The following is a 23,523-nucleotide window of genomic DNA, read 5'->3' as shown; positions in this document are numbered from 1 at the left end:
GCGCAGTTTGTGCGACTTTTTCAAAGACCTGCGCTCGGCAACGCCTGAAACCTCAGGCCATGCGTGGGTCAGCCACGTCCTCGATCTCGAACTGCACGCCGCGACGACCGTTCCAGTCGTCCGCCTTCAGCCGCCCGACCAGGCTCAGCCCGCCCTGCCCCGCCAGCAGCGCCTTGCCGCTGGGCAGGTCGGCGCAGCGCCAGGCGATGGCCCGCACCGAGGCCCCATCCGGCCCGACCAGACGGCACCGCACATGGCCGCCGTTCATGGCCGCCGGCTCGCGCGCCTGCACGCCTTGCAGCGCGAACAGGGGCTCGGGGTTGGCGGGACCATAGGGCGCCAATTGCTCGAACGCCTCGAACAGGTCGCGGGTCGCCGCGCGCGGATCGATCAGGGCGTCCACCTCGACCCAGTCCTGAGCCACGGCCTCGGCCCGCTCGCCCGAAAGACGGTCATTGAGGAAGGCGCGCAGTTCGTCGATCCGGTCGGCCGCGACCGTCAGGCCCGCCGCCATGGCGTGCCCGCCCCCCGCGATCAGCACGCCCTCGTTCCATGCCGCCTGTACGGCCCGCCCCAGGTTCATGCCCGGCTGCGACCGGCCCGAACCCTTGCCCAGACCGTTGATGGCGTCGACGCCGATCACCACGACCGGCTTGCGCCAGCGTTCGCGCAGACGCCCGGCGACGATGCCGACCACGCCGGGATGCCAGTCCTCGCCCGAAATCACGACCAGAGCCGACTCGTCGGCATGCGCGCCCGTCGCCTCTACGCGGCGCACGGCCTGGTCCGTCACCTGGGCCTCGACCTCGCGCCGGGCGATGTTCAGGGCGTCCAGTTCCTGCGCCAGCGCCCTCGCCTCGTCCGGATCGTCGGTGGATAGCAAACGCGCCCCCAGATCCGACTTGCCGATCCGCCCGCCCGCATTGATGCGCGGCCCCAGGATGAAGCCCGCATGATTGGACTTGGCCGGTCCCGGCTCAGCCCCGGCGGCGGCCAGCAGGGCGCGCAGTCCCGGATTCTTCCAGTCCGACATGACCTTGAGGCCCAGGCTGGTCAGCGCCCGGTTGAAGCCCGTCAGGCCGGTCACGTCGCAGATGGCGCCCATGGCGGCCAGATCCAGCCACTGGCGGATGTCCGGCTCGGCCCGGCCCTCGAACAGGTTCCGCGCCCGAGCCTCGCGGTTCAGGGCGGCCAACAAGACGAAGACCACCCCCGCCGCCGCCAGATTGCCCTGCCCCGAGTTGCAGCCGGGCCGGTTCGGATTGACCACGGCCAGACAGGCTGGCGGCTCCTCACGCATCATGTGGTGGTCGATGACCACGACATTCAGCCCGATGGCGGCGGCATGGGCCACGGCCTCGTTGGCCGCGGCGCCGCAGTCGACGGTGATGACCAGATCGGCGCCGCGCGCCTTCAGCGTGTCGAACGCCCGCGCGCTGGGGCCATAGCCCTCGGTCAGGCGGTCGGGGACATAGATGGGCAGTTCCGCGTCCAGCGTGCGGAACCAACGCACCAGCAAAGCGGCGCTGGACGCCCCGTCCACGTCATAGTCGGCGAAGACGTGGATGCTGCTGCCCGCCTGCAAGGCGTCGATGATGGCGGTCGCCGCCGTATCCATGTCCATGAAGCTGGACGGATCGGGGAACAGGGCCCGCAGCGTCGGCGTCAGGAAGTTCTGGCCCTGATCGGCCGCCACGCCGCGCGCCGCCAGGGCGCGAGCCATCGGCTCGTCCAGATCCAGGGCCTGCATATGGGCGCGGATGGTCCCCGCTTCGGCCGGGCGCTGTCGCCAGGCACGGCCCGACAACGAGCGCGAGACGCCGAGGAAGGCGGGACTGTTTCCACCGTCAGCCATGTAGAATCCTTGTCAGCCCGGCCATCATTCCGGGATTCTGTCGGTCAGACGACAGGCCGCCGTCTGGGCGCGCCTTCAGGGGCGCGGGCGGTCGATCGGCGGCGGGGCGGCGGCGCGGCGACGCAGGCGTTCGGCCAAGGCCTCGACCTCTTCCGGCGTCTGGGCACCGATCGGGGCCATCTTGGCCGGATCGAAACGGCGGTTGATCGATTCGATGAAGGCCGCGGGATCGGTGTCCAGCGTCCAGTCGATGCCGGCCACCTGGGTCGCCAGGGCGCCGCTGTCGGTGTTCAGCGCATTGACGTTCGCGGCGACCTGGGCCGGCTGCGGCAGGTCCGTCGGCGTCGCCGGAAAATCGGCCCAGCGCGGATATTGGCGGTGGGCGTCCACCAGTTCCTGAATGCGCGGCGCGACCGGCGAGGTCATGTCCGTCTGCGGGTCGAACGAGCCGACGCAGCCGCCCGTGGCCAGCAGCAGACCGGTCATCGCCGGCAGGATCGTCTTTTTCGACAGGAACACGTTCATCTCGACCCCGGTCATATGCCATCATCGGTCCCGGAGGAAGGCTCGCGGCCCGACGCGAGACCGGTTCCGAAGGTTCGCCCATGGCCAAGCACCCGACCAAGGCTCCCCCCGCCCCGCTGGCAGCCGCCGCCGCGCCACGTAAATCGGGCCGTCCAACCTCGGCCAAGCCCCGGCCGAAGAAGGCCGCGACGCCCCCGCCTTCCGAATCGCCGGTCGAAGCCGCAGCCCAGCCGCAGGCCGCGCCGCCCCCGCCGCCTCAGCCCGAGGCCCCCGATCCCTTCGCCTTCGGCGCCGATCAGCGCCACCTGCTGGAAACCCTGTCGCTGAACCTGGCCAAGGCGGCCATGACGGCCCAGTCGGCCATCGCCGAGGCGGCCCTGTCGCAGGCCGACCGCCCCGCCGCCCTGTCGCCCGACCCGTTCAACGTCGCCCCGGCCATGACCTCGGTCATGACCAGTCTGGCCGCCCGCCCCGAAAAGCTGTTCCAGGCCCAGGCCGATCTGTTCGGCCGCTACATGGACCTGTGGTCCTCGACCTCGCGCCGCGCCATGGGCGAGGAGGTCGCGCCCGCCCCCTCGACCGACAAGCGGTTCCGCGATCCGGCCTGGAGCGAGAACCCCGTCTTTGACGTCATGCGCCAGTCCTATCTGGTCACCTCCGACTGGATGAACGGCCTGGTGTCCAGCGTCGAGGACGTCGATCCGCGCGTGAAGCGCCGGGCCGAGTTCTTCACCAAGCTGCTGACCGACGCCTTCTCGCCCTCCAACTTCCTGGCCTCCAACCCGGCGGCGCTGAAGGCTTTGGCCGAGACGGGCGGCGAGTCTCTGGTGAAGGGAATGCAGAACTTCGCCGCCGATCTGGAGCGTGGCAACGGCAAGCTGAAGATCAGCCAGGCCGACTACGGTCAGTTCAAGGTCGGCGAGAACGTCGCCACCGCCCCCGGCCAGGTCGTCTGGCGCGACGAACTGTTCGAACTGATCCAGTTCGACGCCGCGACCGAGAGCCAGCACGCCGTTCCTCTGCTGATCTTCCCGCCGTGGATCAACAAGTTCTACATCATGGACCTGCAGCCGGCGAACTCGCTGATCCGCTGGCTGTCGGCCCAGGGCTTCACCGTCTTCGTCTGCTCCTGGGTCAACCCGGACCAGGACAAGGCCGAATTCGGCTTTGACGAGTATCTGCAAAAAGGCATCTACCGCGCCGTCGAAAAGGTGCTGGAGCAAACTGGTTCGGACCGGCTGAACGCCGTCGGCTACTGCATCGGCGGCACCCTGCTCGGCTCGGCCTTAGCGCATATGGCGGCGCGCAAGGACACCCGCGTCGCCTCGGCCACCTTCTTCGCCGCCCAGCACGACTTCGCTGAGGCCGGCGACCTGCTGCTGTTCACCGACGAGCACTGGCTGGCCGAGATCGAGCAACAGATGGACGCCGCGGGCGGCGTGCTGCCCGGCAGCGCCATGGCCGACACCTTCAACGCCCTGCGCGCCAACGACCTGATCTGGTCCTTCTTCGTGTCCAACTATCTGATGGGCAAGGCGCCGGCAGCCTTCGACCTGCTGTTCTGGAACGCCGACCAGACGCGGATGCCCAAACGCCTGCACCTCGACTATCTGCGCCAGATGTATGGCCGCAACGCCCTGGCCAAGGGCGAGTTCGAGATCGGCGGCGAACGCATCGACCTGTCGAAGGTGACGATCCCCCTCTATTTCCAGGCCAGCCGCGAGGACCACATCGCCCCGATGAACTCGGTCTATCGCTCGGCGCGCCTGTTCGGCGGTCCCGTGACCTATACTCTGGCCGGATCGGGCCACATCGCCGGGGTCATCAATCCCCCCAGCGCCAATAAATACCAGCACTGGACCAACACCGCCCTTCCCGAAACGCTTCAGGAATGGCAAGCGGGCGCCGAACAGCATCCCGGCAGTTGGTGGACCCACTGGGCCGCATGGCTGCATGAAAAATCGGGCGAGCCGATCCCCGCCCGTGACCCGAAATCCGGTCCGCTCAAGCCCATCGAGCCCGCGCCCGGCGCCTATGTGAAAGTGAAGTCTTGAAGCGTATCGAACCCAACCTGCTGCTGGCGATCACGACCGCCGTCCCTCTGGCCCTTCTGGTCGCCACCGCCAGCCTGTTCGGCGAGCCGGGCAACACGCTGAAGTACGTCCTGATGGCGGTGCTCTGCAGCATCCTGTTCGTCGTGCTCAACGGCGTCCTGTCCAAACGCATGGGGACGCAGCGCCCGCCGATGATCCACCCCGAAGCCGCCTCGACCGCGGTCTGGGCCAGCCTGTTCCCGCTGCTCCTGATCCTGGCCGCCGCCGTTCCGGTCTTCTTCCCCGGCTTTGACTACGGCCTGCTGATCGTCATCGGTTCGATCTGGTTCGGCGTGACCGTGGAATCCGCGCTCAAGGCCCGTCAGGCGGGCTGAAAGCTCAGCGCCACGCCGTTGTTGCAATAGCGCCGCCCGGTCGGCGGCGGCCCGTCCCTGAACAGATGCCCCTGATGCCCCAGGCAGCGGGCGCAGTGGTATTCGGTGCGGGCGATGCCGATCAGCCGGTCGGTCTTGGTCCCGATATTGGCCTGGATCACTCGCGTGAAGCTGGGCCAGCCGGTGCCGCTGTCATACTTCCACGCCGACTGGAACAGCGGCAGGGCGCAGCCCTTGCAGACAAAGACGCCGCGTCGGTGCTCGTCGTTCAGGGGGCTGCTGAACGGCTGCTCGATCCCCTCATGACGCAGCACGCGCCATGAGGCGTCGCCCAGCCGCCGTCGCCATTCGGCGTCGCTGATCCGCCGAAAGGGCGAGGTCGCCCATGCATCCGGCGAGGCGTCCGCCGCCTTGGGCGTGCAGCCCGACAGGGCCGCAGCAGCGGCGCCCAGCAGCACAGACCGACGATGAAGACCGGCGTCCATGCCCCCTATACGGCGGCCGGGCGCGTTTGGTTCAGATCAGCCCCGTCGCCTCGTCCAGACCCAGCATGATGTTCAGGTTCTGCACCGCCGCGCCCGAGGCGCCCTTGCCCAGGTTGTCGAGCATGGCGACCAGACGCGCCTGCTCGCCGCCGCGATCGCCAAAGACGTGCAGACGCATCCGGTTGGTGCCGTTCAGGGCTTCCGGCTCGATGCCGGTCATGGCCTCGGTCTCGTCCAGGTCGGCGACCTCGACGAAGCGCTGGCCGTCATAGGCCTCGACCAGCGCGCCGTGCAGGCGCTCAACCGAAGGCGTCTCCGGCAGGGCCGACAGGTGCAGCGGAACTTCGACCAGCATCCCCTGGCGATAGGCGCCGACGGCGGGCGCGAAGAGGACGGGCAGCGTCAGCCCCGTGTGCTGGGTCATCTCCGGCACGTGCTTGTGCTTCTGGGTCAGGCCATAGGCGCGGAAGGCGGTCGAAGCCCCCGCCGCCTCGAACTCGGCGATCATGGCCTTGCCGCCGCCGGAATAGCCCGACACCGCATTGACCGTGACTGGCTGGCTGGCCGGGACCAGACCCGCCCGCACCAGCGGCCGCATCAAGCCGATGAAGCCCGTTGGATAGCAGCCGGGGTTCGACACCCGCGTCGAGGCGGCGATGGCCGCGCGCTGGCCCGCATCCATCTCGGCGAAGCCATAGGTCCAGGCCGGATCGACCCGGTAGGCCGTCGAGGCGTCGATGATCCGCACGCTCGGGTTCTCGATCATCGACACAGCTTCTTTCGCCGCATCATCGGGCAGGCACAGGATCACCGCATCGGCGCTGTTCAGCGCCTCGCGCCGCGCCTCGACGTCGCGCCGACGATCGCCCAGCAGGATCAGCTCCAGATCCGTGCGCGCCTCCAGACGCTCGCGAATCTCCAGCCCCGTGGTCCCGGCCTCGCCGTCGATAAAGATGGTGTGGGTCATGCGACTGCTCTCGCCCCAAGTTCAGACAGAAAAAAGGCGCTCCGGGTTTCCCCGAAGCGCCCTTGTATTCCCACTCGCGGTTGCGAGTTAGCGCTTCGAGAACTGGAAGCTGCGGCGAGCCTTGGCGCGGCCGTACTTCTTACGCTCGACGACGCGGCTGTCGCGGGTCAGGAAGCCGTGCGGCTTCAGGACCTTGCGCAGTTCCGGTTCGAAGTGCGTCAGGGCGTGCGACAGGCCGTGGCGGATGGCGCCGGCTTGACCCGACAGACCCGAACCTTCGACGGTGCAGATCACGTCGTATTGCGTGGCGCGGTCCGAAACGGTCAGCGGCTGGGCGATCATCATGCGCAGCACGGGACGAGCGAAGTAAACTTCCTGGTCCTTGCCGTTGATGGTGATCTTGCCGGTGCCCGGCTTGACCCAAACGCGAGCGATCGCGTTCTTGCGCTTGCCGGTCGAGTAGGCGCGGCCTTGGGCGTCCAGCTTCTGGACATAGACTGGGGCGTCGTTTTCAACAGTGCCCAGGCTCTTCAGGGCGTCGAAGCCGGTGGCTTCAGCAGTCACGTCGGTCATGCTCAGGCGCTCCGGGTGTTCTTGGCCGAGGCCGACTTGAAGTCGATGGTCTGCGGCTGTTGGGCTTCATGCTCGTGGGCGGCGCCGGCGAACAGACGCAGGTGCGTCATCTGCTTGCGAGCCAGCGGGCTTTCCTTCGGCAGCATGCGCTCAACGGCCTTCTCGAGCACGCGCTCGGGGAAGCGGCCGTTCAGGACCTTCTCCGGGGTCGTCTGCTTGATGCCGCCCGGGTGGCCGGTGTGGCGATAGTAGACCTTGTCGGTGTTCTTCTTGCCGGTGAACACCACCTTGTCGACGTTGGTGACGACGACGTAGTCGCCGCAGTCAACGTGCGGGGTGTAGGTCGGCAGGTGCTTGCCGCGCAGACGGTTGGCGATGAAGGTCGCGAGGCGGCCCACCACGACGCCTTCGGCGTCGATGTGGATCCACTTCTTTTCGACCTCTGCCGGCTTCAGCGAAGCCGTAGTGCTCTTCAGCATAATGAGGGTCCTGAAAGACGAACGGTGCGGCCCATCCCAAAGCAGGAATGAGCGGAAGGCGTGCTGATAGAGGGTCGTCCACAGCAGGTCAACACCAGTTCGCGACGCGATTTTGAGTCATCACATTGATTTAAAACAACTTATCATAAACGGTATTAAAATACCCAATCCTTTAGTCCGCCTCGCCCTCTCCGCTCATCCCGGCGAAGGCCGGGATCCAGATTGTAAGGCGCACCGCATGGACCAGAGGACGCTATTTCGCCTTCACCCCCGCCCGCGCAGTCATATCATCTGGATCCCGGCCTTCGCCGGGATGAGCGGACCAGGAAAAGCGCGGCAGAGATCCTCACCCGGTCGCGACCTTTCGGCTCGCGTTTTGTTCTTGATTTGTTCCAAATCCGTGCCATCCTCCTCCCATGAGAACGGCGATGAAAGGACGCGGCGCACGCTCCAACGACTCGGGCCGGTATGAAGCCGACCGGCGCGAGGACTTCGACGACGGCTGGACGGACCAGGACGAAGCGGCCGCGCCGCTGCGCACCACCCTCTCGCCAGAACATGCCCGCACCATCATCGCCAGGAATACGAGTCCCGACGTCGGCTTCGATCGCTCCATCAACCCTTACAAGGGCTGCGAACATGGCTGCATCTACTGCTACGCCCGTCCGTCCCATGCCTGGATGGGCCTATCCCCGGGTCTGGATTTCGAGAGCCGGATCTTCTTCAAGCCCGAAGCCGCGCGTCTGCTGGAACAGGAACTCGCCAAGCCCCGATACGTCTGCAAGCGCATCCACGTAGGCGGCAACACCGATCCCTATCAGCCGGTCGAGCGCGAGACCCGGTCCACGCGCTCGATCCTGCAGGTGATGCAGCGGTTCCATCAGCCGTTCAGCTTCATCACCAAGTCGGTGCTGATCGCCCGCGACGCCGACATTCTGGGGGCGATGGGTCGCGACGGGCTGGCCTCGGCCATGATCTCCATCACCACCCTGGATCGCGGCCTGGCCCGCGCGATGGAGCCGCGCGCCTCCACCCCCGCCAAGCGGCTGGAGGCCATCAGCCGTCTGGCCGACACGGGCTGTCCGGTCGGCGTCGGTTTCGCCCCCGTCATCCCCGGCCTGAACGACCACGAGATGGAATCCATCCTCGAGGCCGCTCAAAAGGCGGGCGCCACCTCGGCCATGTATGTGACCCTGCGCCTGCCGCTCGAGATCAAGGACCTGTTTCGCGAATGGCTGGCCGACGCTCGGCCCGAACGCGCAGCGCGCGTCATGTCCCTGATCCGCCAGACGCGCGGGGGCAAGGACTACGACCCTGACTGGGCTCAACGGATGAAGGGAACGGGGCCTGTCGCCGAACTGATCGCCGCCCGCTTCAAGGCGGCGATCAAGCGCTACGGCCTGGACGCCCCTCGCGCGCCGCTGGACGTGACCCAGTTCCGCGTCCCCGCCGACATGAGGCCGCAACTGGAGCTGTTCGGCTAGGCGCCGAACGGATCATCCAGGCTGTGTGACGGCTGAGTGAACCAGACCGGGCCGTTTTCCGTCGTGTAGAAGTGATCCTCCAGCCGAACGCCGAACTTGCCCGGGATCACCAGCATGGGCTCGTTGGAGAAACTCATGCCCGCCTCCAGCACAGTGCGGTCGCCGCGAACCAGATTGGGCGCCTCGTGGATATCCAGACCAACGCCATGCCCGGTGCGGTGCGGCAGGCCCGGCAGGCGGTAGTCAGGCCCATAGCCCTGCGCGGTCAGGTAGTCGCGCGCCGCAGCATCGACGCTCTCGCAGGTCGCGCCCAGTTGCGCCGCCTCGAAGGCAAGCGCTTGCGCCTGCTTCTCGTGATCCCAGACCCGGCGGAACTCTGCCGTCGGCTCACCGAAAACATAGGTGCGGGTGATGTCCGAGTGATAGCCATCGACCAGGGTGCCTGTGTCAATCAGCACCACGTCGTCGGCTTTCAGCGCACGATCGCCTTCGCCGCCATGCGGCAGGCAGGTGTCGTCGCCGAAGGAGACCAGACAGAACCACGACCCGCCCTCCCCGCCCAGCTTGCGGTGCTCGGCGTCGATGAAGCGTTTGACCTCGGAGGTCAGGACGCCCTCCTTCAGCCAGTCCCGCGTGCGACGCTGAACCTCCAGGGTGATAGCCTTGGCGCGCGTCAGCAGGGCGATTTCGGCCGGCGACTTGATGCGACGCTGGGCGACGGTCAGCGGGCCGCCGTCGACCAGCCGGTCCTGCCCCAAGGCGCTGGCCAGTCCCAGCCAGACGAAGGTCGCGGCCAGTTCGTCCACCGCCAGCCGTCCGCCCGCACCCAGGCGGCCTGCGACCAGGGTGTAGGGGCTCTCGTCCTCCTCCCAGGTCAGGATGTCGCCGGGCACGGCGGTCGCGGCCGACGTCAGCGCCCCGACCTTGTCCAGTTCAAAACGCGGACAGACATACTCGACCCGCCCGTCGGCGTGGATCAGGGCCCCGGTCAGCCGCTCGGAGGCATGCCAGTCCAGCCCCGTTAAATAGCGCAGCGATGTCGTGGAGCCGAGCAGCAGCGCCGAAAGGCCCTCAGCAGTCAGTTGGGCCGCGAGCGCCTGGATGCGGCGGCGGCGCTCATCGGCGCTGATGGGGCTGGCGAGAGGGGCAATGAAGGACATGACAGCTTCCGATAGTTAGCGACGGAATACGCCGACCAGTTCGACGTGGGTCGACCATAGGAACTGGTCGATGGGCGTGACCTTCTCCAGCCGGAAGCCGCCGTCGATCAGGATGCGGGCGTCGCGGGCGAAGGTCTGGGGATTGCACGACACGCCGACGACGACGCCGGCCTTGGTCCCGGGCAACTGCTGGGTCTGTTCCAGCGCGCCGGCGCGCGGCGGGTCGATCACAATGGCCTCGCAGCCCTTGAGGTCGTAGGGCGACAGCGGACGGCGAAACAGGTCGCGCGCCTGGGCCTCGATGGTTTTCAGGCCTTGAGCCGTGGAAACGCCCGCCTTCAGCGCCGCGATGGACGCCGCAGAGGAATCCGCCGCCATGACGCTGGCCACCTCGGCCAGGGGGAAGGTGAAGGTGCCGGCGCCGCAGAACAGGTCGGCGACCTTCTTGGCCCCCCTCACCGCCTCCACCGCCCGGCTGACCATGGCCGCCTCGGCGGCGGGCGCGGCTTGCAGGAAGGCCGCGGGCGGCAGGGGCACGGTCGCCCGGCCGAAGGTGATGCGCGGCTGGCGCGCCATCACCAGGGTGTCGCCGTCCAGGCTGAGCCGCGCCAGATCAGCCTCGGCCGCCGCCGCGATGGCCCGCGCCGTCATGTCCGCCGTCAGGCCGCCCGACTTCTTCTCGACCCCGGTCACGTCGACGTCCAGCCCGGTGTCGGTCAGGGTGACGTGCAGGGTCGGCGCCGATTTCGGATGCCCCAGGAAGGGCGCCGCCACCTTGGCCAGCAGCGGCAGGGCCGCCGTCAGCGCCGGGTCGGACACCGGACAGTCGGTCAGTTCGACCAGCCGCCACGACCGCCGCGCCTTGAAGCCCAGCAGGACGCGCCCGCCCGGACCGCTGCGGGCGTGCAGCGCCAGCCGGCGTCGGCTGGCCTGCGGCACGGCGACGGTCGCCTCGACCTCGGTCTCGATGCCCTCGCGCGCCAGGGTCTGGATCACCACCTCGCGCTTCCACGCCAGATAGGGTTCATCCGCCCAGTGTTGCATCGGCGCGACGCCGCACTCGGCATAGGTCTCGGAATGGATCGGGCGGCGGTCAGGGCTGGCTTCGACCAGGTCGAACTGCTCGACGCGTCCGTCCTTCACCTCGGCCGAGATCACTTCGCCCGGCAGGGCGCCCGGCACGAAGACGAGGCCGTTGGGCGTCTCGGCGATCCCGTCGCCCTGGTGGCCCATGCGGGCGATGGTCAGCGTTTGCATCATGGCGCGGCTTCTACCCGGTCCCGCGCCGAAACTGAAACCTGAACGAAGATGAACGACGCGATCAATAGCCGTTCAGCTTCGTCGCCCTATCACGGGATGCAACAGACAGCGCACCGAGGCCGTTCAGCACCGGGATCTGTCACAGGAACGAGAACGATGATCGGTCATCTGTCCAAAAAGGCCTCCGCCGCTGCTGTCGCCGCCCTCGCTGTGGCCGGTTCGCTCATGGTTCCGGGCGTCGTCAGCGCCCAGACCTATGGCTACGGCTATCCGCCCGCCTACGGTTACAACAACAGCAATAGCTATGGCCGAGGCTATGACCCCTGCGTCCGCGATCAACGCGATCGCACGACGACCGGCGGCGTGGTCGGCGCCACCATCGGCGCCATCGCCGGCTCCCAGCTGGCCGCGCGTGGCCGTCGCACCGAAGGCAGCGTTCTCGGCGGCGTCCTGGGCGCGGCTCTCGGCGCCGGCGTGGGCAACAACTCCGCCGCCTGCGACAGCCGCTATCGTTCGTCCAGCTACGGCAACAATCAGTCCTATGGCGGGACCTACGTCCCGCCGGCCTATGGCTACGATAACCGTGGCTATGACCGTCGCTACGACGACGGCTACGGCCGGGACTATCGCGAGTCCGACTACGATCGCGGCTACACCCAGCCCGCGCCCGACTACCGCTATCAGAACAACCAGAACACCGACGAATGCCGCCTCGCCGAGAGCGTCATCCGTCTGCCCGATGGTCGCAGCGAAACGCGCTACGTGCGCACCTGCCCCGACCGGAACGGCCGCTATCGCGTCGTCGATTAAGTTTCAGCCCCCCTGTCGATCGACGACGTGAAGAGGGCCGCCGGTTATCCGGCGGCCCTCTGTATTTTCAGGCTCAGGCCCAGGCTCAGGTTCGTCGCGCCCACATCAGGAACTCGAGGTTGCCGTCGCCGCCGGTGATCGGGCTTTCCGCCGTTTCACGCACGGACCAGCCGACGCTTTCCAACCAGGCGCGCACGCCCTCGACCGCCGCCGCATGGGCCTCGGGGTCCTTGACCACGCCCTTCTTGCCGGCGTCCTTGGGCCCCGCCCCTTCGAACTGCGGCTTGACCAGGGTGATCAGGTCCGCGTCCGGCGTCGCCAGATCAAGCGCCGCTGGCAGCACCTTCGACAGGCCGATGAAGCTGGCGTCGCAGACGATCAGCGACGGCGGCTCTGGGATGATCGCGGGCGTCAGGTCGCGCGCGTCGGTCCGCTCCAGATTGATCACGCGCGAATCGGCCGCGACCTTGGGATGCATCTGTCCAAAGCCGACATCGACGGCGAAGATCTGGACCGCGCCGCGATCCAGACAGACCTCGGTGAAGCCCCCGGTGGAAGCGCCGACGTCCAGAACCACCCGCCCCTCGACCGTAACCGGCCACAGGTCCAGCGCCCGTTCCAGCTTCAGCGCGCCGCGTCCCACCCAGCGGTGGGCGGCGGCGTAGCCGATCTCGGCGTCGTCATTAACGGTCTGCGACGCCGACTTGGCGGGCGCACCGTCCACGGTGACGCCGCCCGCCTCGACGGCAGCCTTGGCCTTGGCCCGGCTTTCGGCCAGGCCGCGCGTGACCAGCAGTTGATCCAGACGGACCTTCCTCACGCCCCGGCCATCGCATCCAGACGGGCCAGCGCGGCCTGCAGCTTGACCTTGCCCTCTTCGGCCTCGGCCAGCTTGGCGCGCTGCTCGTCGACGACTTCGGGCGCGGCGCGCGACACGAAATTGGGGTTGCCCAGCTTCTTGTTCACGTGGCCGATGTCGCTCTCGAAGACCGCGATCTCCTTCTCCAGACGCGCCCGTTCGGCGGTCAGGTCGATGATCCCGGCCAGCGACAGCGCCGCCGTCGAACCACCCGACACGAAGGTCACGGCCCCGGCGGGCGCGGCCTCGGCCACAGCGATCTCGGACACGCGGCCCAGGGTCAGCAGCAGGTCGCGGTGGCGCGCGATGCGCTCGGCGGTCACGGCGTCGGGCGCGATGAAGGCCAGCGGCGGCTTGGCCGACGGCGGCACGTTCATCTCGGCCCGCAGGGCGCGGATTTCGCCGACGAAGTCGACCAGCCAGCCGATCTCGGCCTCGGCCGAGGCGTCGATGAAGGCGTCCGGCAGGACCGGCCATTCGGCGCCGATCAGCAGGCTGTCGCGGGCCGGACCTTCCTTGCCCAGTTCGGCCCACAGCTCTTCGGTGATGAAGGGCATGACCGGGTGCAGCAGCTTCAGCGTCTGGTCGATGGTCCAGGCGGTCATGGCCCGCGTCTCGGCCTTGGCGGCTTCATCGGCGCCGCTGAACACCGGCTTGGCCAGTTCCAGATACCAGTCGCAGAAGACGTTCCAGACGAAGCGGTAAAGCGCGCCCGCTGCGTCGTCGAAACGACCACCTTCGATGGCCTCCGACACGGCGCGCTCGGCCTTGGTCAGTTCTCCGCGGATCCAGCGGTTGATGGTCTGCTCGACGGTCGCGGGATCAAAGCCCTCGACCCGCTTGGCCTCGTTCATCTGGCTGAAGCGCGCGGCGTTCCACAGCTTGGTGCCGAAATTGCGATACCCTTCAATGCGCTGCTTCGACAACTTAATGTCGCGCGTGCCCGACAGGATGGCCATGGTGAAGCGCAGCGGATCGGCGCCCAGTTCGTCGATGATGCCCAGGGGGTCGATGACGTTGCCCTTGGACTTCGACATCTTCTGGCCCTTCTCGTCGCGGACCAGACCGTTGATGATGACGCGCTTGAACGGGACTTCGCCGTCCATGAAGTGCATCCCCATCATCATCATCCGGGCGACCCAGAAGAAGATGATGTCCGCCGCCGTCACCAGATCGCTGGTCGGATAGAAGCGCTCCAGATCCTCGGTCTTTTCAGGCCAGCCCATGGTCGAGAACGGCCACAGGGCCGACGAGAACCAGGTGTCCAGAACGTCCTCGTCCTGGGTCAGCACGACTTCGGAATCATAGTCCGACATCGCCTGTTCGCGGGCGTCCTCTTCCGTCTCGGCGACGTAGATCTCACCGTTCGGGCCGTACCAGGCCGGAATGCGGTGGCCCCACCACAGCTGGCGCGAGATGCACCACGGCTCGATGTTGCGCAGCCATTCGAAATAGATCTTCTCGTAGGACTTCGGCTCGAACACCGTGGCGCCCTGCTCCACCGCCTTCAGCGCGGGCTGGGCCAGGGTGTGGGCGTCGACGTACCACTGGTCCGTCAGCCAGGGCTCGATGACCACGCCCGAGCGGTCGCCGTGCGGGACGACGTGCTTGGTCTTCTCGATCTCGCGCAGCCAGTTCTCTTCCTCGGCGCGGGCGACGATGGCCTTCCGCGCGGCGAAGCGGTCCAGGCCGACCAGTTCAGCGGGAATTTCCGGCACGTCATCGCTGATGATGCGCGCAAAGGCGTCCATCACGTTCAGCGCGGCCAGACCGGCGCGCTTGCCGACGCCGAAGTCGTTGAAATCGTGCGCCGGGGTGATCTTCACCGCGCCCGAACCCTTGGTCGGATCGGCATAGTCGTCGGCGACGATGGGAATGCGACGGCCGGTGATCGGCAGGATCACTTCCTTGCCGACCAGACCGGCGTAGCGCTCGTCCTCAGGGTGAACCGCCACGCCGGTGTCGCCCAGCATGGTCTCGGGCCGGGTCGTGGCCACGACGATGAAGCCGCGGGTTTCAAACTCGGTGGCCTTGCCGTCTTCGTCGAAGGCGACCGGGTGCTCATAGGTGACGCCGTCGGCCAGCGGATAGGCGAAGTGCCAGTAGTGGCCGTCCTGCTCGCGCTGTTCGACTTCCAGATCGGAAATGGCGGTCTGGAAATGCGGGTCCCAGTTCACCAGACGCTTGTCGCGATAGATCAGGCCGTCCTGATGCAGCTTGACGAAGACCTTGCGGACGGCGGCGTTCAGCCCCTCGTCCAGGGTGAAACGCTCACGCGACCAGTCGCAGGACGAGCCCAGGCGGCGCAGCTGGCGCACGATGGTGCCGCCCGATTCCGCCTTCCACTCCCAGACCTTGTCGACAAAGGCGTCGCGGCCCATGTCGCGCCGCCCGGCGGCGCCCGCGGCGGCCAACTGGCGCTCGACCACCATCTGGGTGGCGATGCCGGCGTGGTCGGTGCCGGGCAGCCACAGCACGGCCTTGCCCTTCATCCGGTGATAGCGGGCCAAAATGTCTTGAAGCGTATTGTTCAGCGCGTGGCCGATATGCAGCGAGCCCGTCACGTTCGGCGGCGGAATGACGATCGAATAGGCGTCGGCGGCGCCGTCCGTCGGCTTGGCGGCGCGCGGCGCGAACAGGCCGCTCTCTTCCCACTGGGCGTAGAGGCGCGGTTCGGCGGCCTGGGGTTCGAAAGTCTTCTCGAGCATAGGAATGTCGTTTCTGAAATAGCGAAAGGGCGGCCCCGCCGGAGCCGCCCTCAATGACTTAGTGTCTGGTGAAGCGAAGGGCTAGCCGGCGTTGCGGGCGATGCGTTCTACTTCCTTGCGTACCTGGGCTTCGACGATGCCAGGCAGGTTGGCGTCCAGCCAGTCCTTCAGCATCGGGCGAAGCATGGCCTGAACCATGGCCTCGACCGTATTGCCGCTGACGAAGGGCATGTCCTGCGGGGCCGATGCCGCGGGCGCTTCCGGCTTCTGGAAGGTGGCGGCCAGGCCAGCGAAGGCCGAGGCGGCGCTGGCGGCGGCGCTTTCGCCGACCAGGGAATCATAGACGGGCGTGGCGATCGGCTCGGGCGCCGGTGCAACCGCGGGGAACGGCGCCACATCGGCGACGTCCAGATCGCCGATCGATTCAGCTGCAGGCGCTTCATAGCGCTCGGTCAGCTCCAGAACCTCTTCCTCGACCGGCGCCGGTTCTTCGGCCGCCGGCGCGGCTTCGACTACAGGCTCAGGCTCCGGGGCGACCTCGACGACCGGCTCCGGCGCTGCGGCGGCGGTTTCGGCCGGGGCGTCGTCTTCAGAGATGATCCGGCGAATCGACGCCAGAATCTCTTCCATCGTCGGTTCCTGGGCGGTCTGGTCGGTCATGGCAGAACCTTGGGCGAGCGGGGCTGAACCTTGTGAGACCGCCGACAGGCGCCAAACGGCGCGCGACGATCAGGATCAGGCAAGCAGACTCGCCCTCCCCTGACCTGTCGTCGCACCAACGCCCGCCGGAATCAACGAACGTTTTTCGCCTGTCAGGCTAATATCGCCTCAGGCGCCAGGCGCGGTGCGGACGATTTCGCTCTTCAACTGAGTGTCGATCGGCGCGTCCTCGGCGTCGGCTGCGGGCGCGACCGTCGGAGAGGCGACGCGGTCCAGCGTCTCGACCACGCCGTCCCACGGCAGGCCGCCGCGGTTGCGCACCGCGTCATAGTTGGCCTCGGCGTCATAGACGGCGATCGACGAATCCAGGTTCGGTCCGCCCAGACGGCCCATGGCGGCCAGCAGTTGAGCCTGGGCGACGTACTGGTTGCGATGGGCGCTGGCCAAGGTCACTTGGGCCGAGCGCAGCTCCAGCTCCTGGTTCAGCACGTCGAGCGTGGTGCGCAGGCCGACCTGAGCCTCCTGGCGCACGCCCTCGGCGGCGACCGAGGCGGCGCGGACGGCTTCCTGGCCGGCTTGCAGGGTCGACTTGGCGGCGATGGTCTGGGCGTAGGCCGAGCTGACGGTCTGCAGCACGCCGCGGCGTTCGCCCTCGACGCTGATCTGGGCCGCGTTGGCGCGTTCCAGCGCCTGGGCCACGCGCGAGCGGTTCAGGCCGCCGGTGAACAGGGGCACCGACACGGTCGCGCCGGCCGTGAAGCTGGTGCGGTCGGTCAGGTCAAAGCCCGACAGGTCGTTGGCCGTGCCGCCATAGGAGGCCTGCAGACGCGCCGACGGCAGATACTCGGACCGCGCCGCCGCCACATTGGCTTCGGCGGCTTGCAGGGCATAGGTCGCAGCCTGAACGCCGGGGTTCTCGACCAGGGCCACGTCCAGCGCGGCGTCGAAATCGGTCGGCAGTCCCGGCAGGACCGGCAGGGTTTCCATATTGGTCGGTGCCTGGCCGACGACAGCGGCATAGGCTGCGCGCGACACCGACAGCTGGGCCTGAGCATTGGCCAGGTCAGCGTCGGACTGGGCCAGGCGGGCTTCGGACTGGGCCACATCGGTGCGGGTGATCTCGCCCACTTCGAAGCGGGCGTTGGATTCGTCGAGCTGGCGACGCAGGACGGCGATGTTCTCCTGACGGATGCGCAGGATCTCCATGTCCCGCACGACATCGGCATAGGCCTGGATCACCGAGGTCATCACCTGCTGCTCGATTTCGCGCAGGTTCTCGCGACCGGCGCGGACGTTAGCCTCGGCCGCGTCGATGCCGCGAGCGGTGCGGCCGGCGGTCCAGATGTTTTGCGACAGGCTGACGCTGGCGCTGGCGCCGTCGCTTTCGACCACGCCAAGGGCGTCGGTGTCCACGCGGCTGTAATCAATCCCAGCCGAGGCGCTGATGGTCGGGCGCAGGCCCGAACGGGCCTGGACGATGGTCTCGTCGAGAGCGCGCTGGTTGGCGCGCTGGGCCAACAGCGTCGGATTCGTGCGATAGGCCAGGCCGATCGCTTCCTGCAGGGTCTCAGCCCCGGCAGGCGCCGCGCCGGCTCCCATGGCCAGAGTGATAACAGCGACCGAAGCGAGAGCGCGCGAGCGTTTCAACATGAACCTGTTCCTGCCTGACGCCCCCGATGGCGCGCCTGAAGTGCCTTGAACGGCGTAGTTGGAGGCAAGCCTCGCCTTACGCCAGTTAAGTTTTTTTCACGCAAACGGCGCCGAACTCCGTCGCTCGCCCGAGGCCTCAGAATGCGAAGGCGGGCGCGGGAATCAGTTCGGCCAGAACCGGCGACGCGGCGTCGAACAGTTCGCGTCGCGAAACGCCTTCACGACCGCGCACGTAGAGCACAGCCTTGCCCACCGGGCCCGAACGCTCGACCACGGCCAGACGGCCGCCGGGACGCAGGGCCGCGATCCACGATTCGGGACGCACCGGCACGGCGGCCTCGCTGACGATCAGGTCATAGCCCTCGCCCTGCGGCTGGCTCAGCGGCGCCACCACGGTCGAAACGCCTTCGTCGGCCAGGGCCGCGCCCGTGACCTCGAACACGGCGGCGTCCGAATCCTGCGCCGTCACCGACAGACCCATGCGCGCCAGCACAGCGGCGGCGTAGGGACCGGCCAGGACCAGGGCCTTTTCGTCAGCACGGGCGTCCAGGGCCTGCATCAGCTTGCCCAGATCGCGCGGCAGCATCAGGCGGCGATCGCCCGCCACTTCCGGTTCAATGTCGGCATAGGCGGAGAAGGCGCGATCGGCGGCGCAGAAGCGCTCGCGCTCGACCGCGCCGAAAGCGGCCTGCAGGTCACGGTCCGTGACGTCGTTCACACGGACTTGCGAGTCCAGCATGACCTTGCGTGCAGCGACGAAATCCATGGTTCCGAGGTCCTTCAGGTCGGCGTAAGCGAATAAATCTGCGGCGCTTATAGGTCCGTGCGTTGCAGCCGACAATCCGATCTGATAGCTGACGCCCCTCGCGATGGTTCGGGGCTCGGTTTCGAGACCCAACGGCCTGATGGCGGAGTGGTGACGCAGAGGACTGCAAATCCTTGCACCCGGGTTCGATTCCCGGTCAGGCCTCCATCGCGACAAACAGTCAGCCGCCCTTCGGGGCGGCTTTCTTGTTTCTGGCGCTAGCCTTCGCCACCACGATTCCAGCCGTCGTCTTCGCGCGCCCTCTCAATTTCTGCTGGCGTCGCATCCGGCTCGCCGTCTGAATCCCGGTCCGTAAAGCGGCGCGGCTGCACGAAGGCGAAGCCCGCGCCAGCGACCACAAAGGCCAGCGCGCCGATCAGAATCAACGCCGTCAGTGTGCTCATGTCGCTCTCCTTCGATTTCAGAGAGCCAACGCCTCCGGCCGCCTTCCGCTCCACGCCGACGGCCTCAGGTCATCTCAGCCGTCGTCAGATGATGCAGAGCCACCGCGCTGGTCGTCGCGACGTTCAGGGAATCGAATCCGCCTGACATTCGGATCGCCAGCGGTCGACAGCGGGCGATGACGTCGGGCGACAGGCCCGGCCCCTCCGATCCCAGCAGAATCGCCGTGCGCGGCGCGGGCTTCAGCTGGGACAGCGTCTCGGTCGCTGCCGGCGTCAGGGCCAGCACCTCGAACCCGCGCGCCTCCAGCGCCTCGACCATCGCCGCCGCCGTCACGCCCTCGACGAAGGGCGTCCGCAGCACCGCCCCGACCGAAACGCGGATGGCCTTTCGATAAAACGGATCGCAGCAGGTCTCGTCCAGCAGCAGGCCCGCCGCCCCGAAGGCCGCCGCATTGCGGAACAGTCCGCCCATGTTGTCGTGATTGCCGATGCCGCAGGCCCCGACCACCACGGCGCGCTCGGGCAGAGCATCCAGCCAGGCCTCAAGACCCAGGGGCTCCGGCTTGCGCCCCAGGGCCAGAATGCCCCGGTGCAGATGGAATCCGGCGATGGCATCCAGCACATCCTGCGGGGCCGTATGGACCGGCACGTCCTGCGGCAGCCGCTCCAGCACGTCGCGCAGCGCCTCCAGCCGCTTCTCCGCGATCAGCACCCCGACCGGCAGGCATCGCGATGCGGGAGACGCCAAGACGCGCAGCACCACCTCCCCTTCCGCCACGAACAGGCCCTGACGCCCCGTCAGGTCGCGCTCCTTTACGTCGCGAAAGGCGGAAATGCAGGGATCGGCGGGATCAGAAACGGGGATCAAATTCATGCCGAACCTTCTAGCTCAGCTCGTTGAATAAATTTCGGCGTTTTCTGCACTTTACCCGTTGCATGAATCAAAAAGGCGCTGCTATACGGCGGCCTCCCCCGAGGGGATGTTCCGCGGTAGCTCAGTGGTAGAGCAGCCGACTGTTAATCGGCTGGTCGTAGGTTCGAATCCTACCCGCGGAGCCACTCGGGGGCATTAAGCCCAAGACGATCGTCGGGTTTGATTTTTCGCCCAAGCGGCTTCCCACCTGCCCTCCATCCGACACGCGAGAGAATCGCCGCCGTACGCGCCCGGCACGGTCTGCTCGCCGCCTTCACCGCCCCCATGACGGGCGCGCGCCTCAACCCCGGAAGACCGCCTTCGAAGGCCTCGTTCCGTTGCTGCTGCGCGCGACCCTTCGCGATTACGTAGACGCCGGCTCAGCCTCGCATCTGGTCGATCTCGGCTAGTGCGGCGGCGAAGCGTTCAAAGTTGGCGTCGTTCAGACCCGCGACGTTTATGCGGCCCGAGGCGTCCATATAGACAGCATGACGTTCGCGCAGGGCGCGGACCTCGTCGCCAGACACGGGCAGCAGGGCGAACATGCCGCGCTGACGCGACAGTCGGCTGAGATCCAACTGCTGCAACGGAATGTCCGCCAGTCGAGCGCGGACAGCGTTGACCCGCGTGCGCATGGCGTCCAGCTCGGCGCGCCATTGGCGCGCCCCCTCGGGCGAAGCCAGAACGGCCTTCACCACAGCTGCACCGTGATCCGGCGGGTTCGACCACAAGAGCCGCGCCTGACCCGCTGCCGTTCGGCCCAGGTTGACGGAGATGGCCGACGACCCGCTCAGCAGCATGAGCATCCCGGCGCGATCGCGGTAGAGGCCAAAGCTCTTGGAGCAGGACAGGGCCACCAGGGCGGTCTCGCAGACGTCCAGCAAGGCGCGCACGCCCGCGACATCCGCCTCAACGCCGTCTCCCAGTCCCGGATAGGCCAGATCGATCAGCGGCGTCAGGCCCCGGCTCGCGGCGACCGCCGCCGTCTCGCGCCAAGCGTCCAGCGGCAGGTCCGCGCCGGTCGGGTTATGGCAACAACCATGCAGCAGGACCACATCGCCCGCCCGCGCCTGGGCCAGGGCCGCGTTCAAAGCCTCGACGTTCGCGTCCCCCTGGGCGTCGAGGTGCGTAAAGGTCTTTGCCGTCAGGCCCACGGCCTCGATCAACGGCAGATGAGCGGGCCAGGTCGGCGTGCCGACCCATACGCAAGCCTCGGGGTTGGCCTGGGCGATCACCTGCAGCGCCAGGCGCAGGGCGCCGGTGCCGCCCGGCGTCTGGATGCGCGCCAGACGGCCTGACGCGGCCTGGTCCAGTCCGGGGAAGGTCGCTTCCTGCAGGCGCAGGGCGAACTCAGCGTCGCCCGCCGGGCCGACATAGCCCTTGGATGTCTGGGCGTTCAGGATCGTCTGCTCGGCCGTCTTCACCGCCGCCATGATCGGGATGCCGCCCCGCTCGTCACGATAGGTGCCGACACCGAGGTCGATTTTGTCGGCGCGCGGGTCGGCCTGCATCAGCAGGCCCAGCTCCATCAGGGAATCGGTGCGGGCGGGCGGCAGGCGGTCAAACATGAGCCTGATCCTGACCGGCGACGCGGGCCGGATCCGTCCGGTGGGTCACCATGCGGTGATGCAGGGTCGTGACGACGCCGCTGCCCGTCTTGACGCATAGCCCCGGAAAGACGGCGTGGACGAAACAGGCCAACGAGCCGAGAAACATCGCCCCACCGAACGAGGCCGCCACGCCCATGTGCTCGAAATAGCTCTCCCCCACCGACGCGGGGTGCTCGACGAACAGACGCTTGAACATGGGAATCTCCTGAACAGAAGAGGACCCTATTCCATGCGGCCGAGAGGGATTTTCTTATTTCACCCCGGTTTTGGACCTTGGAGAGAATTCCATTCTCGCCAGGGTCAGCCCCCCTGAACCGGCACGGCGGTCGTGAACTTGATCTGTTCCATGGCGAAGCTGGACGAGACGTCGCACAGCGGGGCGATGGCGATCAGCCGCCGATAGAAGCGGTCATAGGCGGCGATGTCCTTGACCAGCACCTTGAGCAGATAGTCGACCTCGCCGCTCATCCTGTAGAATTCCACCACCTCGGGCAGGGCGCCGGCCTTCTTGAAGGCGTCCAGCCAGGCTTCGTCGTGCTGGCTGGTCTTGATCGAGACGAAGACCACCAGCGGCAGGTCCAGGGCCTCGCGATCCAGCAGGGCCACGCGGGCGGTGATGACGCCTGTGTCCTGCAAGCGCTTCAGGCGCTTCCAGCATGGCGTCTGGGACAGGCCGACGCGCTCGGCCAGCTCCGCGATAGGAACCGTGGCGTCTTCCTGCAGGATGCCGAGAAGCCGGCGGTCGATGGCGTCCAGGGCGATCGTCATTCGCCTTCCTTCTGAAGCAGGTCAGCGATCCAGCGACGCAGCTTAGCGACGACAGGCAGGGCGTGAAGGTCGCGATTGACCGCAAACCAGTATTTCAATCCGGTCTTGATCGGCCGGTCGCCGAGGATGACGATCCGCCCCTCGCGAGCCATGCGCCGCGCGATATAGGTGGGCGCCAGAGCCACGCCCAGGCCATGCTCCGCCGCCGAACAGGCCGAAGCCATGGAGTCGAAGGTCAGGATCTTGGCGTTGGCGGGCAGTTGGTAGCCGAGGTCGGCCGCCACGTCGGTCCAGTAGCTGAGCCCCACGGTGTATCCGATCAGGGGAATGTCGAGTACGCGACGTTCAGCCAGGCCGGCGCCGACGCTCGGCGATGCAATCAGATGCATGTCCAGGTCCATCAGCTCGTCGATCTTCCAGGCCCCGCCCGGCATCTCGCCGACACCGATGATCAGGTCGTGCGACCGCATCGTGGGGGCGTCGCCGTGCCGGATATTGGTGAACTCCAGTTCGATATCGGGGAACTTTCGCCGGAAGGTCTCGATGTTGGGCAGGACGAAGTGATCGCCGAAGCTGGCCATGCAGCACAGCCGTAGGCCGTTGGCGTTCCGGCTGGCCGTGATCTCGTCCCAGGTCCGCATCAGCTCAGCGCGCGCAACCCCGAACGACTTGGCCAGCAACAGGGCGTGTTCGGACGGCTCCACCCCCTGCCCCACGCGAAAGAACAGCGGAAAGGCCAGCGACTGCTCCACCGATTTGATGCGATGGCTGACGGCCGAGGGCGTGATGAGCAATTCGTCAGCCGCGCGCTTGAAACTGCCGCAGCGCACCACCGCCTCGACGGTCTGCAACAGGATCAGCGGCGGCATGGTCGACATGGGCAAGGTTCCCGCAGCAGGCAGCGGATCGCGCCCGCCTCATGAACTGAACTCATCTGTATCGAGCGACCTCGCTGGTGTCGACCGCGCCGAAGCCAACACAGAGACCGGGGGGCGGCTCAGCCTCGCAAAAGAAACCCTCGGGCTTTTCGGCCCGAGGGTCATGAGGTTGCGCGGACAGGCTGCAAGCCTGCGAGTTCCGGCCATTCGCAAGGCCGAAGCGAGTACGGCCCGCGCCGAAA

Annotated in this window: 23 protein-coding genes and 2 tRNA genes; 6 read left to right on the top strand and 19 right to left on the bottom strand. The window is 67.4% G+C overall.

The genetic code is table 11. The features are described 5' to 3' along the window. Positions 1–52 precede the first annotated feature (52 nt). Together recJ and AC3IS2_RS05815 are read right to left on the bottom strand one after the other, a co-directional pair. On the bottom strand, positions 53–1,855 hold the full coding sequence (recJ, locus tag AC3IS2_RS05820; protein WP_489199714.1) for a single-stranded-DNA-specific exonuclease RecJ: 1,803 nt from the start codon (positions 1,853–1,855) through the stop codon (positions 53–55). A 75-nt stretch (positions 1,856–1,930) separates the two neighbouring features. Further along, a complete protein-coding gene (locus AC3IS2_RS05815; RefSeq protein ID WP_489199713.1) occupies positions 1,931–2,395 on the bottom strand; it encodes a hypothetical protein in 465 nt (154 codons plus the stop codon). Positions 2,396–2,460: 65 nt separating this feature from the next. Between AC3IS2_RS05815 and phaC the strand changes: the two genes are divergently transcribed. Further along, positions 2,461–4,434 carry a class I poly(R)-hydroxyalkanoic acid synthase gene (phaC, locus tag AC3IS2_RS05810; protein WP_489199712.1) on the top strand — a complete coding sequence of 658 codons (1,974 nt, stop codon included), beginning with the start codon at positions 2,461–2,463 and terminating at the stop codon, positions 4,432–4,434. After that, complete coding sequence (locus AC3IS2_RS05805) at positions 4,431–4,808, top strand: hypothetical protein (RefSeq protein WP_489199711.1); 378 nt, start codon at positions 4,431–4,433, stop codon at positions 4,806–4,808. The genes phaC and AC3IS2_RS05805 overlap by 4 nt, the downstream gene beginning before the upstream one ends. Here the strand turns inward: AC3IS2_RS05805 and msrB are convergent. The 4 genes from msrB to rplM form a co-directional block, all read right to left on the bottom strand. After that, on the bottom strand, positions 4,796–5,293 hold the full coding sequence (gene msrB, locus AC3IS2_RS05800; RefSeq protein ID WP_489199710.1) for a peptide-methionine (R)-S-oxide reductase MsrB: 498 nt from the start codon (positions 5,291–5,293) through the stop codon (positions 4,796–4,798). The genes AC3IS2_RS05805 and msrB overlap by 13 nt on opposite strands. 31 nt (positions 5,294–5,324) lie before the next feature. Continuing rightward, complete coding sequence (gene argC, locus AC3IS2_RS05795; RefSeq protein WP_489199708.1) at positions 5,325–6,260, bottom strand: N-acetyl-gamma-glutamyl-phosphate reductase; 936 nt, start codon at positions 6,258–6,260, stop codon at positions 5,325–5,327. A gap of 87 nt (positions 6,261–6,347) precedes the next feature. Continuing rightward, a complete protein-coding gene (gene rpsI, locus AC3IS2_RS05790) occupies positions 6,348–6,833 on the bottom strand; it encodes a 30S ribosomal protein S9 (RefSeq protein ID WP_489199707.1) in 486 nt (161 codons plus the stop codon). A 2-nt stretch (positions 6,834–6,835) separates the two neighbouring features. Continuing rightward, a complete protein-coding gene (rplM, locus tag AC3IS2_RS05785; protein WP_489200106.1) occupies positions 6,836–7,309 on the bottom strand; it encodes a 50S ribosomal protein L13 in 474 nt (157 codons plus the stop codon). Positions 7,310–7,728: 419 nt separating this feature from the next. On the opposite strand from rplM, the gene AC3IS2_RS05780 reads away from it, so the two are divergent. After that, positions 7,729–8,796: a PA0069 family radical SAM protein gene (locus AC3IS2_RS05780; protein ID WP_489199705.1), complete on the top strand. Its 1,068-nt coding sequence runs from the start codon at positions 7,729–7,731 to the stop codon at positions 8,794–8,796. On the opposite strand, the gene AC3IS2_RS05775 is transcribed toward AC3IS2_RS05780, so the two are convergent. Together AC3IS2_RS05775 and AC3IS2_RS05770 are read right to left on the bottom strand one after the other, a co-directional pair. Then, positions 8,793–9,956, bottom strand: a complete 1,164-nt coding sequence (locus tag AC3IS2_RS05775) for a M24 family metallopeptidase (protein WP_489199704.1) — start codon at positions 9,954–9,956, stop codon at positions 8,793–8,795. The genes AC3IS2_RS05780 and AC3IS2_RS05775 overlap by 4 nt on opposite strands. Positions 9,957–9,971: 15 nt before the next feature. Further along, positions 9,972–11,213 (bottom strand): class I SAM-dependent RNA methyltransferase, encoded by a 1,242-nt coding sequence (locus AC3IS2_RS05770; protein WP_489200105.1) that lies wholly within the window; start codon positions 11,211–11,213, stop codon positions 9,972–9,974. A gap of 159 nt (positions 11,214–11,372) precedes the next feature. On the opposite strand from AC3IS2_RS05770, the gene AC3IS2_RS05765 reads away from it, so the two are divergent. Next, entirely contained in the window at positions 11,373–12,026 is a 654-nt protein-coding gene (locus AC3IS2_RS05765) for a glycine zipper 2TM domain-containing protein (RefSeq protein WP_489199703.1), read from the top strand. 85 nt (positions 12,027–12,111) lie between these two features. Here AC3IS2_RS05765 and AC3IS2_RS05760 read toward each other — a convergent pair whose 3' ends face one another. From AC3IS2_RS05760 to AC3IS2_RS05740, 5 genes are all read right to left on the bottom strand, one after another. Then, entirely contained in the window at positions 12,112–12,846 is a 735-nt protein-coding gene (locus AC3IS2_RS05760; RefSeq protein ID WP_489199702.1) for a TlyA family RNA methyltransferase, read from the bottom strand. Continuing rightward, positions 12,843–15,593, bottom strand: a complete 2,751-nt coding sequence (locus tag AC3IS2_RS05755; RefSeq protein WP_489199701.1) for a valine--tRNA ligase — start codon at positions 15,591–15,593, stop codon at positions 12,843–12,845. The genes AC3IS2_RS05760 and AC3IS2_RS05755 overlap by 4 nt, the downstream gene beginning before the upstream one ends. An 81-nt stretch (positions 15,594–15,674) precedes the next feature. Further along, positions 15,675–16,253: a DUF2497 domain-containing protein gene (locus tag AC3IS2_RS05750; RefSeq protein WP_489199699.1), complete on the bottom strand. Its 579-nt coding sequence runs from the start codon at positions 16,251–16,253 to the stop codon at positions 15,675–15,677. Positions 16,254–16,421: 168 nt separating this feature from the next. Further along, entirely contained in the window at positions 16,422–17,903 is a 1,482-nt protein-coding gene (locus AC3IS2_RS05745) for a TolC family outer membrane protein (RefSeq protein WP_489199698.1), read from the bottom strand. Positions 17,904–18,039: 136 nt separating this feature from the next. After that, the gene (locus AC3IS2_RS05740; protein WP_489199697.1) at positions 18,040–18,669 is read right to left on the bottom strand and encodes a protein-L-isoaspartate O-methyltransferase family protein; all 630 of its coding nucleotides are present in this window, start codon (positions 18,667–18,669) and stop codon (positions 18,040–18,042) included. A 133-nt stretch (positions 18,670–18,802) separates the two neighbouring features. On the opposite strand from AC3IS2_RS05740, the gene AC3IS2_RS05735 reads away from it, so the two are divergent. Then, positions 18,803–18,876 (top strand) — tRNA-Cys (locus AC3IS2_RS05735). A 50-nt stretch (positions 18,877–18,926) separates the two neighbouring features. On the opposite strand, the gene AC3IS2_RS05730 is transcribed toward AC3IS2_RS05735, so the two are convergent. Further along, entirely contained in the window at positions 18,927–19,112 is a 186-nt protein-coding gene (locus AC3IS2_RS05730) for a hypothetical protein (protein WP_489199696.1), read from the bottom strand. A gap of 64 nt (positions 19,113–19,176) precedes the next feature. Then, positions 19,177–19,986: a TrmH family RNA methyltransferase gene (locus AC3IS2_RS05725; protein ID WP_489199695.1), complete on the bottom strand. Its 810-nt coding sequence runs from the start codon at positions 19,984–19,986 to the stop codon at positions 19,177–19,179. Between the two features lie 110 nt (positions 19,987–20,096). Between AC3IS2_RS05725 and AC3IS2_RS05720 the strand changes: the two genes are divergently transcribed. Beyond that, a tRNA-Asn gene (locus tag AC3IS2_RS05720) sits at positions 20,097–20,171 on the top strand. A gap of 234 nt (positions 20,172–20,405) precedes the next feature. Here AC3IS2_RS05720 and AC3IS2_RS05715 read toward each other — a convergent pair. The 4 genes from AC3IS2_RS05715 to AC3IS2_RS05700 form a co-directional block, all read right to left on the bottom strand. Next, entirely contained in the window at positions 20,406–21,593 is a 1,188-nt protein-coding gene (locus AC3IS2_RS05715; RefSeq protein ID WP_489199694.1) for an aromatic amino acid transaminase, read from the bottom strand. Further along, positions 21,586–21,831: a DUF6356 family protein gene (locus tag AC3IS2_RS05710; protein ID WP_489199693.1), complete on the bottom strand. Its 246-nt coding sequence runs from the start codon at positions 21,829–21,831 to the stop codon at positions 21,586–21,588. Before AC3IS2_RS05710 ends, AC3IS2_RS05715 begins: the two co-directional genes overlap by 8 nt. A gap of 104 nt (positions 21,832–21,935) precedes the next feature. After that, complete coding sequence (locus tag AC3IS2_RS05705) at positions 21,936–22,403, bottom strand: Lrp/AsnC family transcriptional regulator (protein WP_489199692.1); 468 nt, start codon at positions 22,401–22,403, stop codon at positions 21,936–21,938. Continuing rightward, positions 22,400–23,281 carry a LysR family transcriptional regulator gene (locus AC3IS2_RS05700; RefSeq protein WP_489199691.1) on the bottom strand — a complete coding sequence of 294 codons (882 nt, stop codon included), beginning with the start codon at positions 23,279–23,281 and terminating at the stop codon, positions 22,400–22,402. The genes AC3IS2_RS05705 and AC3IS2_RS05700 overlap by 4 nt, the downstream gene beginning before the upstream one ends. Positions 23,282–23,523: the final 242 nt, after the last annotated feature.

It is taken from the genome of Brevundimonas sp. KH_025 (assembly GCF_057839885.1).
The sequence above is the reverse complement of the archived record's forward strand: the minus strand, read 5'-3'. Positions and strand labels throughout refer to the sequence as shown.

What these genes read in the sequence shown, in the direction of transcription:
- AC3IS2_RS05710 (WP_489199693.1), bottom strand. Translation starts at nt 21,831, where the DNA reads ATGTTCAAGCGTCTGTTCGTCGAGCACCCCGCGTCGGTGGGGGAGAGC.
- AC3IS2_RS05725 (WP_489199695.1), bottom strand. Translation starts at nt 19,986, where the DNA reads ATGAATTTGATCCCCGTTTCTGATCCCGCCGATCCCTGCATTTCCGCC.
- argC (WP_489199708.1), bottom strand. Translation starts at nt 6,260, where the DNA reads ATGACCCACACCATCTTTATCGACGGCGAGGCCGGGACCACGGGGCTG.
- AC3IS2_RS05770 (WP_489200105.1), bottom strand. Translation starts at nt 11,213, where the DNA reads ATGCAAACGCTGACCATCGCCCGCATGGGCCACCAGGGCGACGGGATC.
- AC3IS2_RS05780 (WP_489199705.1), top strand. Translation starts at nt 7,729, where the DNA reads ATGAGAACGGCGATGAAAGGACGCGGCGCACGCTCCAACGACTCGGGC.
- rpsI (WP_489199707.1), bottom strand. Translation starts at nt 6,833, where the DNA reads ATGACCGACGTGACTGCTGAAGCCACCGGCTTCGACGCCCTGAAGAGC.
- AC3IS2_RS05745 (WP_489199698.1), bottom strand. Translation starts at nt 17,903, where the DNA reads ATGTTGAAACGCTCGCGCGCTCTCGCTTCGGTCGCTGTTATCACTCTG.
- AC3IS2_RS05750 (WP_489199699.1), bottom strand. Translation starts at nt 16,253, where the DNA reads ATGACCGACCAGACCGCCCAGGAACCGACGATGGAAGAGATTCTGGCG.
- AC3IS2_RS05715 (WP_489199694.1), bottom strand. Translation starts at nt 21,593, where the DNA reads ATGTTTGACCGCCTGCCGCCCGCCCGCACCGATTCCCTGATGGAGCTG.
- msrB (WP_489199710.1), bottom strand. Translation starts at nt 5,293, where the DNA reads ATGGACGCCGGTCTTCATCGTCGGTCTGTGCTGCTGGGCGCCGCTGCT.
- AC3IS2_RS05700 (WP_489199691.1), bottom strand. Translation starts at nt 23,281, where the DNA reads ATGTCGACCATGCCGCCGCTGATCCTGTTGCAGACCGTCGAGGCGGTG.
- AC3IS2_RS05765 (WP_489199703.1), top strand. Translation starts at nt 11,373, where the DNA reads ATGATCGGTCATCTGTCCAAAAAGGCCTCCGCCGCTGCTGTCGCCGCC.
- AC3IS2_RS05755 (WP_489199701.1), bottom strand. Translation starts at nt 15,593, where the DNA reads ATGCTCGAGAAGACTTTCGAACCCCAGGCCGCCGAACCGCGCCTCTAC.
- AC3IS2_RS05730 (WP_489199696.1), bottom strand. Translation starts at nt 19,112, where the DNA reads ATGAGCACACTGACGGCGTTGATTCTGATCGGCGCGCTGGCCTTTGTG.
- AC3IS2_RS05740 (WP_489199697.1), bottom strand. Translation starts at nt 18,669, where the DNA reads ATGGATTTCGTCGCTGCACGCAAGGTCATGCTGGACTCGCAAGTCCGT.
- AC3IS2_RS05775 (WP_489199704.1), bottom strand. Translation starts at nt 9,956, where the DNA reads ATGTCCTTCATTGCCCCTCTCGCCAGCCCCATCAGCGCCGATGAGCGC.
- AC3IS2_RS05705 (WP_489199692.1), bottom strand. Translation starts at nt 22,403, where the DNA reads ATGACGATCGCCCTGGACGCCATCGACCGCCGGCTTCTCGGCATCCTG.
- phaC (WP_489199712.1), top strand. Translation starts at nt 2,461, where the DNA reads ATGGCCAAGCACCCGACCAAGGCTCCCCCCGCCCCGCTGGCAGCCGCC.
- AC3IS2_RS05815 (WP_489199713.1), bottom strand. Translation starts at nt 2,395, where the DNA reads ATGACCGGGGTCGAGATGAACGTGTTCCTGTCGAAAAAGACGATCCTG.
- recJ (WP_489199714.1), bottom strand. Translation starts at nt 1,855, where the DNA reads ATGGCTGACGGTGGAAACAGTCCCGCCTTCCTCGGCGTCTCGCGCTCG.